Here is a 15,524-nt window from a genome sequence, read left to right as displayed (position 1 = left end):
CTCGGTGATGTTGTGGCGATAAGTCTGTGGTGGCGCGGGGGCAATCGCGTCATACAAGTAAAAATCGAACAGGAAAACACGATCCCTCCGGGCGGCATCATCGAGTCCGAAATAGACGCCTAAAATGACACCGGGCTGAACCTGCGCATGAACTTTCTCGATCACCAAGTAGAATTCCCAAGCCGGACCGAGCGCCTGGAGCGTGACGAGCGGATCTAAAGGGACAAGCGGAATGTCCGCCCCGTCAACGTCGATCTCGATCGCATCGGGATTGTGGAGCGCACCCCCGGCCGAGGCAAGAATCAGCGGCTGGGCGGTTGGTTGGCAGTCCCTCCAATCTCGTGCACCCGAAAATTGTTGTTGCGTAACTTCGGAGGAATGCCGCGAGGCGGCAGTACCCGCGTATGGGAATGCTACCAGCGTCGAGACCAGGACGAATACCGTCCGGTAAGCCCTCCAGCGCATCATTGTTCGACTATGCTAATCGTCCCGGTTATGGGGCGGGGTTCACCGCCGCTGGCCACGAGATTGACCTTGGGATCAGTCACCAACAGATCGCGACGCGCCAGATCCTTGGCGATCGCCGTGATATTCAGGCGCACGTCCCGCCTGTCAGTGCCTCCGTGACCATGCCCCGCGTTGTCGAAGAAATTGAAGCTGCCGACGTACTCGGACTTGGGTCGCTCCGCGTCGGCCGTCTCCAGATAAACATCATAAAGCACGTCCGACGCCGCGTCCGATCGAAGATCCTCCAGGACCAGGATGAGCTCGTCAGCGTTCACTACAGCCTCTTGCAGGTCGGGCGGGGCCGCGGCCGCTGCGCCCGGCGGCACTGCGGCCGCCGTGACAGTCAAATCTGCGCTGAGCCCGCTGATCTCCGCCGCGGCTAGCACGCGCGGTTCGAGCCGGCCGCCCTGTGCAGCGGCTGCCGCGCCTGGCTCGGTTCGGCCCACCGCTACGACGGATCCCAACTGCGGACCCGCCTCGAGCTCATCATAGCGGTATCCAAGCGCCTCGATGTCAAGGAAATCCCGGACGGCCGCTTCGACGCGCTCGCCCCGCCTGTCGGCGAAGACGAACTTGCGGTCCAGCCAAACGCGGTCTGTCGGGTTCGCGCCTTCGTTCGCGACCCAACTCGCCCAAAGACGATCAACGCTGCAATGGTGCAGCGGGAAAATCGGGTCGTTCGCCGCCCAGGCGACGCTGCCCATGTTGATCACGTCCCCCACGCGCCCGTGGACGATGTTGTGCGGGTTGCCCTGCACCGTCCTCGTGAATCCGCCTGCTTCTCCGCGCCGCCCGAACGACCGCTCCCGCAAGGCGAATGCATTCACACTATCGCTGTTCGGTGGAATGATCGGGTTGCCCGCATTGATGCCGGAATTGCGGTTTGCGCGCCAAAGCGAGTTGCCGCTGCTCCTGAACTCGGCGGGTATCGCCCGTGCGGAAGTTGTCTTAGCAAGATAGTTCCAGTAGGGGAGAGCGAAGCTTTCGTCGCTAAGAACTCCGCGGATGATATCCTCGAAAAAGAAAAGTTGCATGCGATGCCACGGCAGGAACATCTCCGAGTCGCCGCCGAAATGTGGTTGACAGGTGTCCCAAACATCCGCCGCTAAGCTGCTGTGTGTGGTGGTTTGCCCGCCATAGATTCTCTCAATTTCGGCTGACTTGTCGGTGTCTCCCCTCACTCCATGGATATACCACTGGAAAATCCAGGACCGAGGATCGCCTTCGGGCGTACTGGCCATCGTCTCGACCGCGGCCTGATATTTGACCAGTGTCGCCTGGCCGTCGCTAGTGAGAGCACTGAATCGGGTCCTTGCTGACTGTGCGGCGGCGAACGTGCGGAACCAAATCGGGAACGGGATGGCACCGAGACCGATCCCGACAACGCCGGAGCCCAGAACGAAGCGACGGGACAAGTGCTGCATGTTGGCCCCCAGCAGTAGGTAAGGCGTTCTCGCTAAATGGGGCGAGATGCTTTTTGAAGTATAGCTTTAAGCCGCAAAAACACAACGAAGAGGTAGAGGATCACTGTGAACAGCATCCGGCCATTTCCATTGCGGGAAGGCATGGAGCCAAAAAGCTGCTATCCTCAGTTGACAGCTCAGATCCCGATCAATCGTCGCATTCACGGCCATCCCGTGCTGGCCCATGGTGCTACGTTCGATGATCCGGTACCCACCGGGTATTGACCTAATCTCTCTTTTTCAGCAATGCCCTACACCCGATCGTGCCGGAACGAACGCTCGATCGACTCCGTGTTGGCCGCGCCGGCCTGCTGTCACCAACGGCCCGGTTCAGCCATTGCTCGCGATTTTGGGATTTCTATGATCCTCATCGGGGGTCATTTGGGGGGGGTGGTAGGCATGTACCCGGAGCCGGCACTCCGGCATATTGTACAACTTTTCGATCCAGAATATCGACCCCTTCTTGCCGGTAAAGCGCATTCCAAAACCTCTCACTAGGTATAGCAATAAGGCGATCAATCTCTGTAGGATCAAGCGGGCCATCATCCGGCTCGATATCCATATTGCCAATTTGGATCTGGTGCTGCCCTCCATATCGGAACGACCTTTCAATTTGAATGGTCTGGGGATAAAAACCAATCGTTTTCAGGGCATTGAGAACCTCTTGCACCCTTACAGGAGGGACAGCTGATCGATTGATAAAAAGGGCATTTGAAAGTTTGCACGAGCGATCAGATGAGGAATCCAGAGTCTCGATCTTGAAAATTCTCTTGTCCAACAGCAGCCCCAATTGGATACCCTCGCGGCCACCAAAATTAGGCTTTGCGAACACAGTAACTTGAATTCGGTGCCTTACCTCCTGCGGTTCCTCTTCCCGATAATCTTCCTGAATCTCGGGCAGGTAACGTTCAAGCTCGTTCTTCATAGTCCAGATCGGGGTCATACGGGCGTGGCCGGCCTCGAACCGGAGCCCGCCGCGATGAACTCCGACGACCGAGCCGCCGGCATCAAGGTAGGGGCCGCCGCTCATTCCCCCTGTCGTCAGCATAGCGGTGATAACGGTCTTGTTCGCTGAGTCCCATCGCGTGACTTGGGCCGATCGGTTCGCATCCAACCGACCACCCTCGGGATAGCCGGCGATGAAGAGCCAATCGCGATTTTTTGGCTCACGCCGCGAGAGCCGCAGCGTGGGGAATTTGCCGTCCCCAGGTTCGAGTAAGATCAGCGATATATCGTTGCCGAGATGGCGAACGCAATTTCCCAGCAGCTCCAAGCCGCCACGGTTAACCCGGAAAAGGCGCGTTTGTTTGTTGAGCGGAAGGCACTCGGCGGGAGGAGAAGCATCGGGGTCGTGGTCCGGCAACACGGTATGAGTTGACGTGATCACGTAATAGTCGTCGCTCCTGCCCTCCACGATGAAGCCGGTGCCAACGCTCGGCTTGTCCTTGCTCGGCACCGGTACCTCGACGCGGACAACGGCCTTCTGCCGTTCCTCCGTCCACGGGTTCTCCTGCGCGGCGGCCGCCATGCTCCAAGTCGCAGCCAGCGCGAGACACAGCCCGACGATGCCTCCATGGCATCGTACAGAAAACCCGGCGGCCCAAGGCAAACCGACACACTCCTCTTACTGAAAACGGTAGAACTTGTTCAGGATTGCGACATCTTGCACACTTAGCTTGATAGGTTTCCGATACATATTGGCACAGTAGTTCATATGCGATTCCGGGTCGTAGTCGCCGACCGAGAGCGGCTCCCAACCAGGAAAGTCGCGCGAATGATCGAAACGGTTCTTGCATTTATCAGGCGCGTCAGGACGTAGTTGCTCGTGCAGGAACCCTAAAGCGTGCAGGAACTCGTGCACAGCGATGGCTCGGATGCAGTGCTCGTTGTCGCCACCGCAGTTGTCGTTAAGCACATCGTTGAAGGCCGCCGCGAACGTGAAGTTCAGAACCATGGGCGTGGGCACTGCGATGGGTTTTTCGAAGGCGTCCCGCTGCACCGTGCCGTCGGTGTTTCGCGCAAACTGCCTGCCGACATAGCTGTACGGGTGCTCGTCGGAAACGGTTATGTGGATAATGTGGATAGTGGCGTCTGCAGGCGCACAGTTATCCCAGCGCAAAAACCGCACGTCTGATTGACCCTCGATAAATGTCTTGACGGACTCCTGCACCCAGAGCTTCGCCTCTGGAAACTCGGCTGCGCTGGGCTCCCAACAAACCGGAACGCGTACGGAATCCCAAAGCCCTGCGCGATCGATGAAAGCTTCCAGTTCCGTGCTGTCCTGAGCTTGAGCCCACCAAGAGCGCAGGAAGACCCCGGAAACGGCAGTCAAGATGCCGAGCAACATCACGCCGGCCATGCTTCGCGGACCAATGCAGATCCTGCCCATTACGATCCCTGTCGCCATTCGTCCACAAAGCAATCATACATTCTTCTCGACGATTTTCTACGCGGGTTTGGTGCGTAAAGCTGTGGCGTTCCTATACCATCGGTTTGGAGCGGACCGAAAGCCCGTTCATGTCACAGATGGAACAGTTCACTGTACGGGTAACTTAAAAAAGCCGCCGTACAGTCCCCTGCCTAACCACCCAATATAGGCTTCGCCAAGCATAAAGGCAGATCTGGTGGCAAGAGTTGTGAGAACATCGACGCCCTTTGGCAGGTGCCAACGGACTGAAGGCCACTCGCTACGTTCCTCACCGCTGTTCATTTACGATGACTTCTACACGATCATAGCATTTGCAAAGAACTTCAGCGTTCAAAAGAGCCTTTAATAACAACGCCGGCGACGGTTGGTGTTCCCGGCGCGCTCCCTGGTTTAGGCACTACCGCGTTGCAGATTGCTTTCGCAATTCCAGCTGCGATAGTAAGCTGTGGCTGTCCAGTGGCGATTAATGCCAGAATTGTTTCCGCGGTCGGAACGAATGCGCAGAGACTTCTCGCCTGTGCGGTAGCATCGCTAACGATGGAAGATGTCCTGTTACCCCCGGCCGGCGGCGTGGCCGTCGTGCAGCCCGTAACAATTAGAGTGATGCCAATCAATCCGATTTGCAGTCGTTTCGTCATTGGTGTCCCCTTTTTATAACAGAAAGCATTATTCTAGTCTTGTATTGTTGCCAGGCAATCAGCTAATTTAACTTCAGTCTCCTAGTCAATTTCGATATCGACACTACGAAAGTGTCGGTCCCTTTCCGGTGTGCTCTCGTCACTGCACTCATCACTCCCGTCATCACTAAGGACTTGAATTACACTTGTGCCGGGAATCACGAACAACGCTTCGGGTCTCATTCCTGCAAGGGACGAACTGTCAAGCTTCGCAAGTGGCACTGTCGAACTCGGAGACCATCGATAAAGAGCGAACTCTTGGGAATCGGCGGCAGGGCCTGCGGCTATGAGGTACGTCTGCGGAGAGCCGGGGATCAGTTCAATACTACGAATGCCGAGACCTCTTAACTGGAGGGTCCATACAGTTCCGAACTTAGCCGCTGTTTCGCCCGAATTGACGACCTCGGAGGGATTACTGAACTCGACTACAATAGCGTCGCCGTTTTTTTGTGGGCTGCGGAAACCCACGAGTAAGGCGCCGTTCTCGGCAGCCGCCAAGCCTTCAATATTAACCTCTGACCTCTGAACGTCGGCCGCAATGGCAAGTGCATTTCTTAGATCGCCCCTCGACACGCCGGCGCCGGCCAAAGTCGGCCCAGCGCTCCCAGCCGTTATATCCGTAGCAATGAAGCGCTTTCGTTTCGGCTTATCTTCTCCAGCCTTGTTGAAGGAGTGGGAACTGATCCAGTAAAGACGGCCTTCAACGGCCGCGGCACCTTCGAGGTCAGATTTATCTGCTCCGATAAAATCCTCAAAATTAACTTTGCCGACCGGGTCAGGAACGCCCCGTTTATAGATCCTGACCGTGTTGCTCTCGTCACTTGCGACTGCAAAATGCGTTGCATCTAGCGCCGCTGCGCCAGAGGCCTCACACAATCCAGAGTATTGAAAAGGAGCCGCAAGGGAGTAGGCGGGGATTGTTGCCGCTACAAGAACGCCAGCGAAGGCTCCGCCTAACCTACCGACCATTGGATGGTACTCACTTCGGCACGCATCTTCGCTTAAATGGCTCGATCGCGCAAGATCAAGTTCGCTAATCTTTACTTTTGTAGAACAAGGCTGCGCTTTTAGCCCGGGGTATCCAACGTCGGGTCTGCTTAAGTAATGCGCAGGGCACGTTTCCAAAACTTTTCTCCAACTTATCCAGGAGGCAAGTTTCGCATCTGTCAAGCTGGGCTTCTTAGCTCCGCCTTGTTGTGCCTGAACGCTGCAAGCACGGCACTTAGCTCGCAGATGCTCGCTATAACGCGCAGCACGATTTAACACTTTTCCTGCCCAATGGCCTTTGTACTCGATGCTCGCCTGGTACGAGATCCGCCCACCCGCAGGCAAAGCGGGGACAAGGGGCAGTGCATCAGTTAAACTGATGCACTGCCGAACTAGGATATAAGTTGACAGTCATCGAATATTCCTGAAAAGTACTAGTTCGGCCAAATGCCCGCATGGTTCCTGTTTCTGGGCGTGTGTCATGAAGATTAACGTCTTCCGTATATTCGGCTGGCGCGTTATTTGGCTGCCGATTGTTGGCACGCGCGCTTACCGCTTGGGCACAAAGCTCCACTGCCAAGAGATCCGCCGCCCCAGGAATTTTGCGATACGGCGAGCCACGGAATTTCTGATGGGCGTTGCGGCGGTGGTACTCACCACGCAAGCTGTCGCGCAACCAGCCGTCGAGAGCTTGGAGCCGCATACAGGACCGTCGTCGACGCTGGTCGAGGTCCACGGATTGGGGCTAGAAGGCGCGACGATAATGTGGGACGCCAATCGAGAGGGTCCAGTTGAGATGGCCATGCCAATCGCTGGGGCGACTTTTTTCTCCGTTCCACACGACGCGACGCTTGGATCCCATACTTTGCATCTCGTCCACGCTTCCGGTCAGAGTGTGGGTCTTACGTTCAACGTCACCGATGAGTATGTCGATACTCGACCGCGTGTTGATGATGTCGCGCTCGTAGACGCTGTCTTCGACGGCGCAACTGTTAGAGCAACGCTTTATGTTCAGGGCGCGAATATTGACGTCGGTGCCACGGTCCTCATCAATGATATAGCGGTCGCGTCACAGGCGCACAAAGCGCTGCGCAAGGACTTGTATGGCATGAAGCCGGAGGCGCTTGGCTACCCCATCCGCCATTATCTGAGCCATGTTGTTCCGCTCGACGCACGGCCCGTTGGAGAGACAATCGTGGTGTCGGTACGAAATAGGGGCGGCGAGACCAGTCCGGCCCGCTTCTACAAGCTGCCGACCGAGCCAAACGGGCTCGACAGCGACGGAGACACTATCCCCGATATTTGGGAAACGGCGCCAATAGACTTCGACCGAGACGGCAACGCTGATCTAGACCTGGCGCCCTTCGGCGTAGATCCCCATCGGAAAGATATCCTGGTCGAACTAGATATCATGGACGGGCTGCTAAACCCATTACCTAAGGCAGTTCGACGTATAATTCCGCGTTCCGATGAAATTCCTGTTGAGCAGAATTTTGCGAGGACGCCTTTTGAGGTCGTGGAGTTTGTCTTTGCCAATGCGCCCATTCTCAACCCGTTTGGAGACAACGGCATCGGCCTGAAGTTTGACACAAGCGGAAGCGTTCCGTGGGTCGATACTATTGCCTTCACGCAGGAGCAGCGGCAGAGCGAGAGATATGCGCTTTTCGCCGATTTGAAGTCTCAGCATTTTGACAGCGCGATTCGTGGCCGATTATTCCACTATGGAATTTGGGGATTCCGTCACGCTAACGGCAATACCGGCGAGAGTGACATAGACCATCTGAGGAATCGTGGTGGCGACGACTTCCTTATTGCAATCGACCGAATTCCGGACCTTCAATCCATGCGGGCTCGAGCTGAGGTACTCATGCACGAGTTCGGTCACAATCTTGCCCAGTGGCATGGTGGTGCAGACCACCTGGAAAACAAGCCGTTTTACTGGAGTTCAATGAGCTACAGTTGGTTGTATCGTGCGTCCAAGTTTTACGACGACGCCTGGAGGAAGCAAAATCCTACATGTTACCACGCCTATTATCAGCGCGATCATGCCCTCGAGGAAAGCGGGGCAGCCTTCAACGCATCTTTGGATATGATGCTTCCGGCGTTCTCTGAGGGGCTTGGCCGCTCGTTGGCCAACCCCCAAGACACTTTTAATGAGCATGTCGGGCTATGTGGACATCCAATCGACCTTAACGAGGACGGCGACATGGATGACGTGGTTAAGGCGCGCGAGTTAAAGATTTTTGGAAAGATACAGGGATGTTCGCAAGTGTATTGCCCTGAGGGCAAGCATTTCACCGATCATGCGAACTGGACGTCGCTTCAGTTCGATGGCCCGCAAACAAACGGCACCGTCTCGCCGGACGAAGGTGGAGTCCCGATTGTGTCTGCTAGCCCCAGCACTGTCGTCAACCCTGCAGCGGCTGAAACAGCCCCCAGCCCCTCAGCAGCACCCAGCTTGCCAAGCTCGGATTCCGAAGTGCGCGAAAGAGTTCAACTCACGGAAACGCAACTGACCCAGGCTTCTGTAATCGAGCTCTTGCCGCCGGCGCTAAATAAGCGCCTTGGTGAAAAACACACGGTAAACGATCAGAAGAAAGACGCCCAAGCTCCCTACGGCCAAGATATTCCGGGTGGGTTGGGTGTTGACCCGAATTCGTTCGCTTTTCAGGAGCCAGGGGCCGCTGGGGCGGCGGAACCCAACGTGACCACAGAAGGGCATATTCGGACTCAACTTGAACGGCTTGCGGATCAAAAATGGGGAGAGGCGCATCGCCGTCGTGTGCTCGACGACATTCAGATCGACGCGGGATCTGATGAGAATCTGTTGGTCACGCGTGACGGAGTTTTGAGGCCGGGGGCGGCGGGGGCACCGGCGCCCGAACCAGAGATCGAATTTCGCCTGGAAGGCGGACCGATCGAACGTGTCGATCGGCTAGTCTATTCCGAAGGAGGCGACGTATTGGCCGACACGCTCGAGGCAGGCACCAAGCCGGTCGAACTGGCGATCGAGCAGGCAGATATAACTGCGCGCCAATCAACGGGACAGGATGCATCGCCAGACGTCACGGTGACTGTGGCGGACGAAACGAAAACCCTCAGGCCAGGCGAAAGTGCATTGTTCAAGGAGGGACGCTTGCGAATAGAAGTTCTAACAAGCACCGGGCCGGCTGCGTCATCTGTGGTTAACGATGGGCCGCCCTATGCGCTTCGTATCCAGGCGTCGACTGTACAACCATGAGGCTGTGTAGAACCGTCGGGCGACGGTCCAATGGATTTCGTTGTTGCTTCTAAGAAGGAGGCTTGGTTGGTGACTTGCAAAATGGAGACATTGCTGGCCTACGCAGCCATATCCTGCGTGATCGCCACCGGATCGGCTGCCCAAGGCCTTCGGGACGTTGGATGGACCGACACCTACTTCAACTCCTATCGCTCTGCCTTCCGTGCTCCTGGAGCGGCAGCAGCGGAACCGGGAGCCGGGCCGAGTGAACCTAGTACGTCAATCGTTTGGCTTTTGCCCGTGTTAGGAATACTGGGCACGGGCGAAAATGCCCCAGGAGCGACCGCGGGGCCAATTCCTACGCTAAAGAATCGAGTTCCCGATTGGCCCGCATGCACTACCGAAAAACCGCAAATAAAAACCGTACCCGAGACCGTTGAACAAGCTGCTGGGCTAATCCCAGGCAGCTGGTACGTCCGTACCATTAACTTCGGCTGTATCAAGCTTGTTCTAGAGGGAAACCGCAACGAACCCGACCCGGCGGCTGCCCCTGCAGGCCAAGTGCAGGAAAGCGGAACGACCGAGCTTAACTTTCACGATGAAAATGCGGGCACTGCGATTGATCCGGAGGGCAACCTATTAAACCAAGTCGGCCCTACAGGTGCCCCTGCAGTGAAAGATAAAGGTACCCCTGTATTGACCGTCACTCTCGGCAATCTTCCTTACAGTTTGACGGTCGACTGCGTGACTCCCGAGAGCCGCACCTTTTGCAATAGCGAATCAGGACTGAGAGCTCTCGGGAAGCAATTGGTCGTCATAGCCGGAGATCCGACCAAATAAGGAGGCCATACATGGCGACAGGTTCGCGGTTACCCCTCAAGCTCCTAATCCTCCTCGGCGCAGTCGCGGCAGCGAACCTGCTGCCGAAGCACCCTGCTGAAGCACAGGAACTGACGTACTTCGCGCCAGGTGACATTTTGCCCAAGACCGTTGGCGGAATTGGGAGTCGGGCAGTGACGTTCCCGGACTGGATCTTCCCGATGGAGGTTGGCTCAGGAACAGGCCTGCATGCCTATATCGGCACGCAACTATCCACCTATCATGGTTTGAGTTGGAGCAATGATCCGAAGCTCTTCAATTACCCCCATAGAGACAACCAATGTGAGCCGCGGGCATGGAAAGTGCAAGCTTGCCCAAGTGGTATCGGCCACCAAGGAGTCGACATCCGCGCCAACGACAATTCGGACAAAAAATGGAATGTTATCGCTGTCGAAGGCGGTGTGGTGACCAGCATTACCTCCAACACCACGGTGAGCATAAAGAACGGCACACACACAGTGCAATATCTTCACATGCACCCCAATTCGATTCGGGACGCGGGCATTGACGAGGGAGATGTTGTCGTCAAGGGTCAGGTGCTGGGAAAAGTCTCATGCTTTATGAGTGGCTCTTGTTCGACATCCCGACACCTCCATTTTCATGCCTACACAGGTACGGTGGGTGAAGGTCGACTTTACCACGTATATCCCTCACTCATAGCAGCGTATCGGCGCGCTTGGGGTTTGCCCGACGGCGTCCAAAATGGCGAACTCACGCGTGATTCTATACGAGAGACAGGGGTGCCCGGTCCAAGACCCCAGCCCGTGGTTGTGCCCCAAACGAGTTGCGCGGGCATTCAATTGGGTGATGCGCCGTCGGGCGTGGACCGGAATGCCTTCAGCAGCCTATGGCTTCACAACTGCTCCGTCATGGGGCTGGTGGCCGACAACGTCACCGGAGCCCGCTCCTTTGTCTATTACCGTCCGAAAGCAGCAGTGAAGGATGTCGTTGCGGTCGAACCAATGCTCTTCACTGGTGTAAACGAAGCCGGCAACGTGCGAGGGCAAGCAAAGCACTATAGTTCGCGATGCGGCGTGGCTGTATTCGATGTATTTGGCAAGTCGTTCGAAGAAAATGGCAACCCGGTGATCGAACTAACCGGGAAGCGGCCACAACGCGATCCCACCTGTGCGACGACTGGTTCTGTGGATGAGGTTCTCCGCTTCACTTATATTGAAAGAGTCAGCCCGTCGAACGCGCCCGTTTCCCATGTGGTCCCGAACGACCGCATCACGCTATCGGAGAAGACGCGGAATTTTCTTGCTATCACATTCTACCCCGATGGGGAGGGGGTCATCCGGCTTCTTCCGTATTTTGCCGGGTTTCCCGGGCTGGCTCGCGAAGGAGGCTTGACCGACAGCAAAGGTGGTCTCATTCCATCCGTTCAAACCGACGAAGCAGGAGCGGCGATATCCTGGGTGTGGATCAAGAAACGCGCCCGTTTTACGGACGGCCTCAGGATAAAGCCGCGCACGGTCGCCCATAGCATGGCGGGCGTTGACCCGGCGGCTTGTGATTCCCAGATGCGCCCGACGCCAGGCGGTATCGAGGCCGCCGGTGAGGTTCCAGCGCGGGACGCCTGCAACCGCGTTGCTAATTACCTTCGCGGCTACGTCGGATTTGCAAACGGACGTGATTTCGCAAGCGACTATTTCGGGCGCAGGGTGAACGTGGACGAAGAACTCAATCTCGCAGAGTTAGATGTTGCGTGGAATTGGATGCGCACAATGTATAGCCACGAGTCCGGGAGACCGGCAGTTCTTACGCGTAGCGCGTTTGAACGAGGCCTCAAATTTGGCGATGACTACATCGCCTCGTTCTACGACGGAATTCCGGACGCTGTTAAGTCGGTCGAGTTTTATCAAGACCCTTGTAATTTCGCACAACCTGACTGCGTCACCCCTATTGCGGGAGTCCGCGTTGAGCCCGCCACCGCAGAAGAGGACCATTTGAGGGATACCGCAGAGCCAGATCAAATTGAGGAACTTTTCCGGCTCTTTTCAGGCGTCTCAGCTCGGTTGAAAAAGCTCGAAAATGCGGTCGGGGTTCCTTTATCGAGTGACGAGAGGCCAAATTAGGGTGACTGACCTGTGCTCTTACGACATGCGCCAATCGCCAATTAGGGGCGCCGGCTGAACGTCCGCTACCGCTTTTCGGACGCCAAGAGCTGCCAGTCTGCTGCCGTGAAGAGTTTCGGGCGCCGGGAGGCGTACGAAAGTCCCCGAGGAAGGAACCCGCGGGCCACAGGCGATGGCTATGGGGATTTCAATTTGCTGCTGATGTCAATGAGGGGGTGACGGGCATTGCTCGCAATTTTCTTGGGGAGTGTCATTTACTCATAAGGAACTGGCCTAAATCGGCGAGACGCTCGATCACGTGGTCCGGTCTGAATGGGAACCGCTCCATGTCAGCGCGCGTGCTGACGCCCGTAAGTACAAGGGCTGTCTTCATGCCCGATTCCAGTCCGGCGATTACGTCCGTATCCATTCTGTCACCGACCATGACCGTATCGGCCGCACTCACGCCTAGCCGCTCGAGCGCGCTTCGCATCATGAATGGGTTTGGCTTTCCCACGAAATAGGGCTGACGGCCTGTGGCCTTCTCGATGAGTGCTGCCGCCGCGCCGCAGGCGGGGTGAAAGCCACGCTCAGTCGGGCCAGTGGCGTCGGGATTAGTGGCGAGAAACCATGCGCCTCTTGCCACAAGCTCGGCGCCAGTGGCGATCTGCTCGTAGTGATACGAAGTGGTGTCGCCGAGGATCACGAAGTCGGGGCTAAACTCCGTAATCCGGCAGCCTGCACGCCGTAGGGGATCGACCAGGCCATGGTCGCCGATGACATAAGCGGAGGCTCCGGGTCTTTGCAGATTGACGAACCGTGCGGTGGCAAGCGCCGATGTGTAGACGTGCTCGGGCGATACAGGGAAGCCAACGGCCTTCAAGCGCTCAGCATGATCTTCCGGCGTGAAGCGTGAGTTGTTGGTGAAGATCTGAAACGGCCGACCCTCGGCGACCAGTCCGGCGACATAGTCTACCGAGCCTTCAATCGGTTGACTGCCCCGGACTAGGACCCCGTCCATGTCGAGCAGGTGCGCGATGATCATCGGATCTGAACTCTCAATCTCCTCGGGTGGATTTACTGCCTGAAAAATGTCGGCGCCACCGGGTTTGGCCTTCGAGGCAAGAATGCAGGCGAATGTACGGATTCAGAGCCGTGCGGGAAGGACTACTGATCTCTGTTGCGGCAATTGGAAGTAGCAGCGTAAAAAAGGGTTGGTGGTGCATCCGATCGCCCGCCGGACGGTGTATCGTTGGCTGGGACGAGGTGCCTCTGACAGACGCCGATTGCAGCGGCCCTGACAACTGCCGTCCGGCCGGGTTAAGGCGAGGAAGATGCAGTTCGAGCAGAAGCGCCCGACTGGTGTGCATCAAATGAGCGGCCGTCACATCTCACGGGATGTTGCCCGCCACGCCAGGCCATCTGCACGTTTGAGCTCGGCCCGCTTAGTCGGCCGGATGTTCGCACTGTGACATGGTCGGACACCATCCACCGCATGCCTCGCTGAGCGATGCCGGTGTAGATGGTCACCGCACGAATATAGCTCTGAAGTCGTTTACATTGGTGCCCGTCGGACCCGGCACAAACAAATCTCCGACGGCATCGAAAGCCGTCCAGGCATTGTTCCCGGCGAGCATGGCCCTGGCGTCTAAGCCGGCCCCGCGCATCCGTGCGACTGTCGATCCATCGGCGAAGGCGCCAGCATTGTCCTCCGAACCGTCTATGCCATCCGTGTCGGCGGCCAGGGCGCTAACGCTGGATAGCCCATCGATGCCGAGAGCGAAGGAAAGCAGCAATTCGCTATTGCGGCCGCCCTTGGCCTTCGCACGGAGTGTTACCGTTGTTTCCCCGCCAGAGAGGATAACAACAGGCTTGGGGAAAGGGCGGTTTCGGATCGCAACCTCTCGCGCTATCGCCGCATGCACCTGACCCACCTCCCGCGCTTCGCCCTCGATCGCATCCGACAGAATGACCGCTTCGACGCCGTGTTTACGCGCTTCAGCCGCAGCGGCTTCGAGAGAGACGGCGGCGGACGCAATGACGTGCACCTCGTTTCCGACAAAGCGAGGATCGGATGGCGAGGGCGCGTCGGCAACAGCAGAATTGAGATGCGCCATCACTCTAGCGGACAATCTTACATCATACGTCGCTATGAAGTTCAGCGCGTCGGCCCGATCGGCAGGGTCGGGCACCGTCGGCCCAGAAGCCACGAGCGCCGGGTTGTCGCCTGGAATATCGCAAATGATCAACGAGACGACCTTGGCCGGATGCGCGGCGAGTGCAAGCCGCCCCCCCTTGATCGTCGAGAGATGCTTGCGAACGGCGTTCATGGCCATGATCGGAGCGCCGGAGTCGAGCAATGCCTCGTTGACGGCGATTTCGTCGGCAAGCGTCAGACCTGGGGCAGGTGACGGAAGCAGGGCTGAACCTCCGCCCGAGATCAACGCAACAACCAAGTCATCGGCGGTCAGACCAGAAACCTTCTCAAGAATGCGCTTCGATGCATTTAGGCCGGCGGCATCGGGTACCGGATGCGCTGCCTCAATAATCTCGGTACGCTCACACTGAGCGCCGAAGCCGTACCGAGTTACGACCAGACCCTCCATCGGTGCGGCCCAAGCCCTCTCGAATGCCGACGCCATTTGGGCGGAGCCCTTGCCCGCGCCGATTACGATAGTCCGGCCCGTGGGTCTTGGCGGAAGATAGTCACGGATCATCCGGTCCGGATTAGCTGCCGCGACGGCGGCGGAGAAGATCGAGGCCAGGAACGACTTGGGATCGAACATGCGGTCAATCTCCTACTTGCCTCATTGCTGACTAATGGAAGGGAGGGCTGCCATCGACCTTTTGCCTGCGGCAGTTGGCAGTTCCGCTGCGAGGCCGGTCTTTCCATTCGGGTAGGCGGCATCGTCGCGTCCCTCAGGCAGGGCAACGGCGGTTTTTCAAATGGTTTTCGCGTGACCTATTGGTCAGCCAGGTCTTGGCCAGATGTTCACGTGTAGAACCCCGCATACGGCTTCAAAGGAACGATCTCGAAGTCCAGCATTCCGGCCTTCGCGAACGGCAGTGTCGCGAGCTTGGTTCTGACCTCGACCTCATCGGCCGCCTCCGCGATTTGGCAGGCCCCGCCTTGATCGCCTCGATGCCACAGCTGTCTTGTGAAGCCGAGCCCGTACAACTGCCGCGCCTGGTCCGCCTCCTGTTTAGCCAATTCGTCGAACTCGGCTGCAGTGAATTCACTTGTTCGCCGCCGGGACAATATTAGGAACTGCATTTTTAGGCCACTCCACTTTGGCGCCAGGAGGA

General features: G+C 57.3%; 12 protein-coding genes. 3 read left to right on the top strand and 9 right to left on the bottom strand.

Features of this window, described 5'->3' with window-relative positions; genetic code table 11:
- The 6 genes from BQ8794_RS20950 to BQ8794_RS20930 all read right to left on the bottom strand — a co-directional run.
- Positions 1-468, bottom strand: a 468-nt coding sequence (locus BQ8794_RS20950; RefSeq protein WP_143744639.1) for a hypothetical protein, incomplete at its 3' end; no start/stop codon positions are given.
- Complete coding sequence (locus BQ8794_RS20945) at positions 465-1,931, bottom strand: tyrosinase family protein (protein WP_077380587.1); 1,467 nt, start codon at positions 1,929-1,931, stop codon at positions 465-467. The genes BQ8794_RS20945 and BQ8794_RS20950, both read right to left, overlap by 4 nt.
- 406 nt (positions 1,932-2,337) lie before the next feature.
- Complete coding sequence (locus tag BQ8794_RS20940) at positions 2,338-3,498, bottom strand: S1 family peptidase (protein WP_077380586.1); 1,161 nt, start codon at positions 3,496-3,498, stop codon at positions 2,338-2,340.
- 96 nt (positions 3,499-3,594) lie between these two features.
- On the bottom strand, positions 3,595-4,329 hold the full coding sequence (locus BQ8794_RS36075) for a M12 family metallopeptidase (protein ID WP_210189850.1): 735 nt from the start codon (positions 4,327-4,329) through the stop codon (positions 3,595-3,597).
- A gap of 392 nt (positions 4,330-4,721) precedes the next feature.
- Positions 4,722-5,036, bottom strand: coding sequence for a hypothetical protein (locus BQ8794_RS34955; protein WP_143744638.1), 315 nt, complete (start codon positions 5,034-5,036; stop codon positions 4,722-4,724).
- An 81-nt stretch (positions 5,037-5,117) separates the two neighbouring features.
- The gene (locus BQ8794_RS20930) at positions 5,118-6,044 is read right to left on the bottom strand and encodes a DUF3616 domain-containing protein (protein ID WP_077380584.1); all 927 of its coding nucleotides are present in this window, start codon (positions 6,042-6,044) and stop codon (positions 5,118-5,120) included.
- Between the two features lie 499 nt (positions 6,045-6,543).
- Here BQ8794_RS20930 and BQ8794_RS20925 point away from each other — a divergent pair, with 499 nt between their 5' ends.
- From BQ8794_RS20925 to BQ8794_RS20920, 3 genes are read left to right on the top strand one after another with little or no spacing between them, the layout of a single operon-like run.
- The gene (locus tag BQ8794_RS20925; RefSeq protein WP_077380583.1) at positions 6,544-9,303 is read left to right on the top strand and encodes a hypothetical protein; all 2,760 of its coding nucleotides are present in this window, start codon (positions 6,544-6,546) and stop codon (positions 9,301-9,303) included.
- 30 nt (positions 9,304-9,333) lie between these two features.
- Positions 9,334-10,122 (top strand): hypothetical protein, encoded by a 789-nt coding sequence (locus tag BQ8794_RS34950; protein WP_143744637.1) that lies wholly within the window; start codon positions 9,334-9,336, stop codon positions 10,120-10,122.
- A gap of 11 nt (positions 10,123-10,133) precedes the next feature.
- Positions 10,134-12,239, top strand: coding sequence for a M23 family metallopeptidase (locus BQ8794_RS20920; RefSeq protein ID WP_077380582.1), 2,106 nt, complete (start codon positions 10,134-10,136; stop codon positions 12,237-12,239).
- 250 nt (positions 12,240-12,489) lie between these two features.
- Here the strand turns inward: BQ8794_RS20920 and BQ8794_RS20915 are convergent, their stop codons facing one another.
- From BQ8794_RS20915 to BQ8794_RS20905, 3 genes are all read right to left on the bottom strand, one after another.
- Complete coding sequence (locus BQ8794_RS20915) at positions 12,490-13,263, bottom strand: HAD-IIA family hydrolase (RefSeq protein ID WP_077380581.1); 774 nt, start codon at positions 13,261-13,263, stop codon at positions 12,490-12,492.
- 481 nt (positions 13,264-13,744) lie between these two features.
- Complete coding sequence (locus tag BQ8794_RS20910) at positions 13,745-15,004, bottom strand: glycerate kinase type-2 family protein (protein WP_077380580.1); 1,260 nt, start codon at positions 15,002-15,004, stop codon at positions 13,745-13,747.
- A 206-nt stretch (positions 15,005-15,210) separates the two neighbouring features.
- On the bottom strand, positions 15,211-15,492 hold the full coding sequence (locus tag BQ8794_RS20905) for a muconolactone Delta-isomerase family protein (protein WP_077380579.1): 282 nt from the start codon (positions 15,490-15,492) through the stop codon (positions 15,211-15,213).
- Positions 15,493-15,524 lie beyond the last annotated feature (32 nt).

It is taken from the genome of Mesorhizobium prunaredense (genome assembly GCF_900156895.1).
Taxonomy (GTDB): Bacteria; Pseudomonadota; Alphaproteobacteria; order Rhizobiales; family Rhizobiaceae; genus Mesorhizobium; species Mesorhizobium prunaredense.
The sequence above is the reverse complement of the archived record's forward strand: the minus strand, read 5'-3'. Positions and strand labels throughout refer to the sequence as shown.

Coding starts and splice junctions, on each gene's coding strand:
- BQ8794_RS20915 (WP_077380581.1), bottom strand. CDS start 13,263: ATGATCATCGCGCACCTGCTCGACATGGACGGGGTCCTAGTCCGGGGC.
- BQ8794_RS20910 (WP_077380580.1), bottom strand. CDS start 15,004: ATGTTCGATCCCAAGTCGTTCCTGGCCTCGATCTTCTCCGCCGCCGTC.
- BQ8794_RS20925 (WP_077380583.1), top strand. CDS start 6,544: ATGAAGATTAACGTCTTCCGTATATTCGGCTGGCGCGTTATTTGGCTG.
- BQ8794_RS34955 (WP_143744638.1), bottom strand. CDS start 5,036: ATGACGAAACGACTGCAAATCGGATTGATTGGCATCACTCTAATTGTT.
- BQ8794_RS36075 (WP_210189850.1), bottom strand. CDS start 4,329: ATGGCCGGCGTGATGTTGCTCGGCATCTTGACTGCCGTTTCCGGGGTC.
- BQ8794_RS34950 (WP_143744637.1), top strand. CDS start 9,334: ATGGATTTCGTTGTTGCTTCTAAGAAGGAGGCTTGGTTGGTGACTTGC.
- BQ8794_RS20945 (WP_077380587.1), bottom strand. CDS start 1,931: ATGCAGCACTTGTCCCGTCGCTTCGTTCTGGGCTCCGGCGTTGTCGGG.
- BQ8794_RS20920 (WP_077380582.1), top strand. CDS start 10,134: ATGGCGACAGGTTCGCGGTTACCCCTCAAGCTCCTAATCCTCCTCGGC.
- BQ8794_RS20905 (WP_077380579.1), bottom strand. CDS start 15,492: ATGCAGTTCCTAATATTGTCCCGGCGGCGAACAAGTGAATTCACTGCA.
- BQ8794_RS20940 (WP_077380586.1), bottom strand. CDS start 3,498: ATGGCGGCCGCCGCGCAGGAGAACCCGTGGACGGAGGAACGGCAGAAG.
- BQ8794_RS20930 (WP_077380584.1), bottom strand. CDS start 6,044: ATGGTCGGTAGGTTAGGCGGAGCCTTCGCTGGCGTTCTTGTAGCGGCA.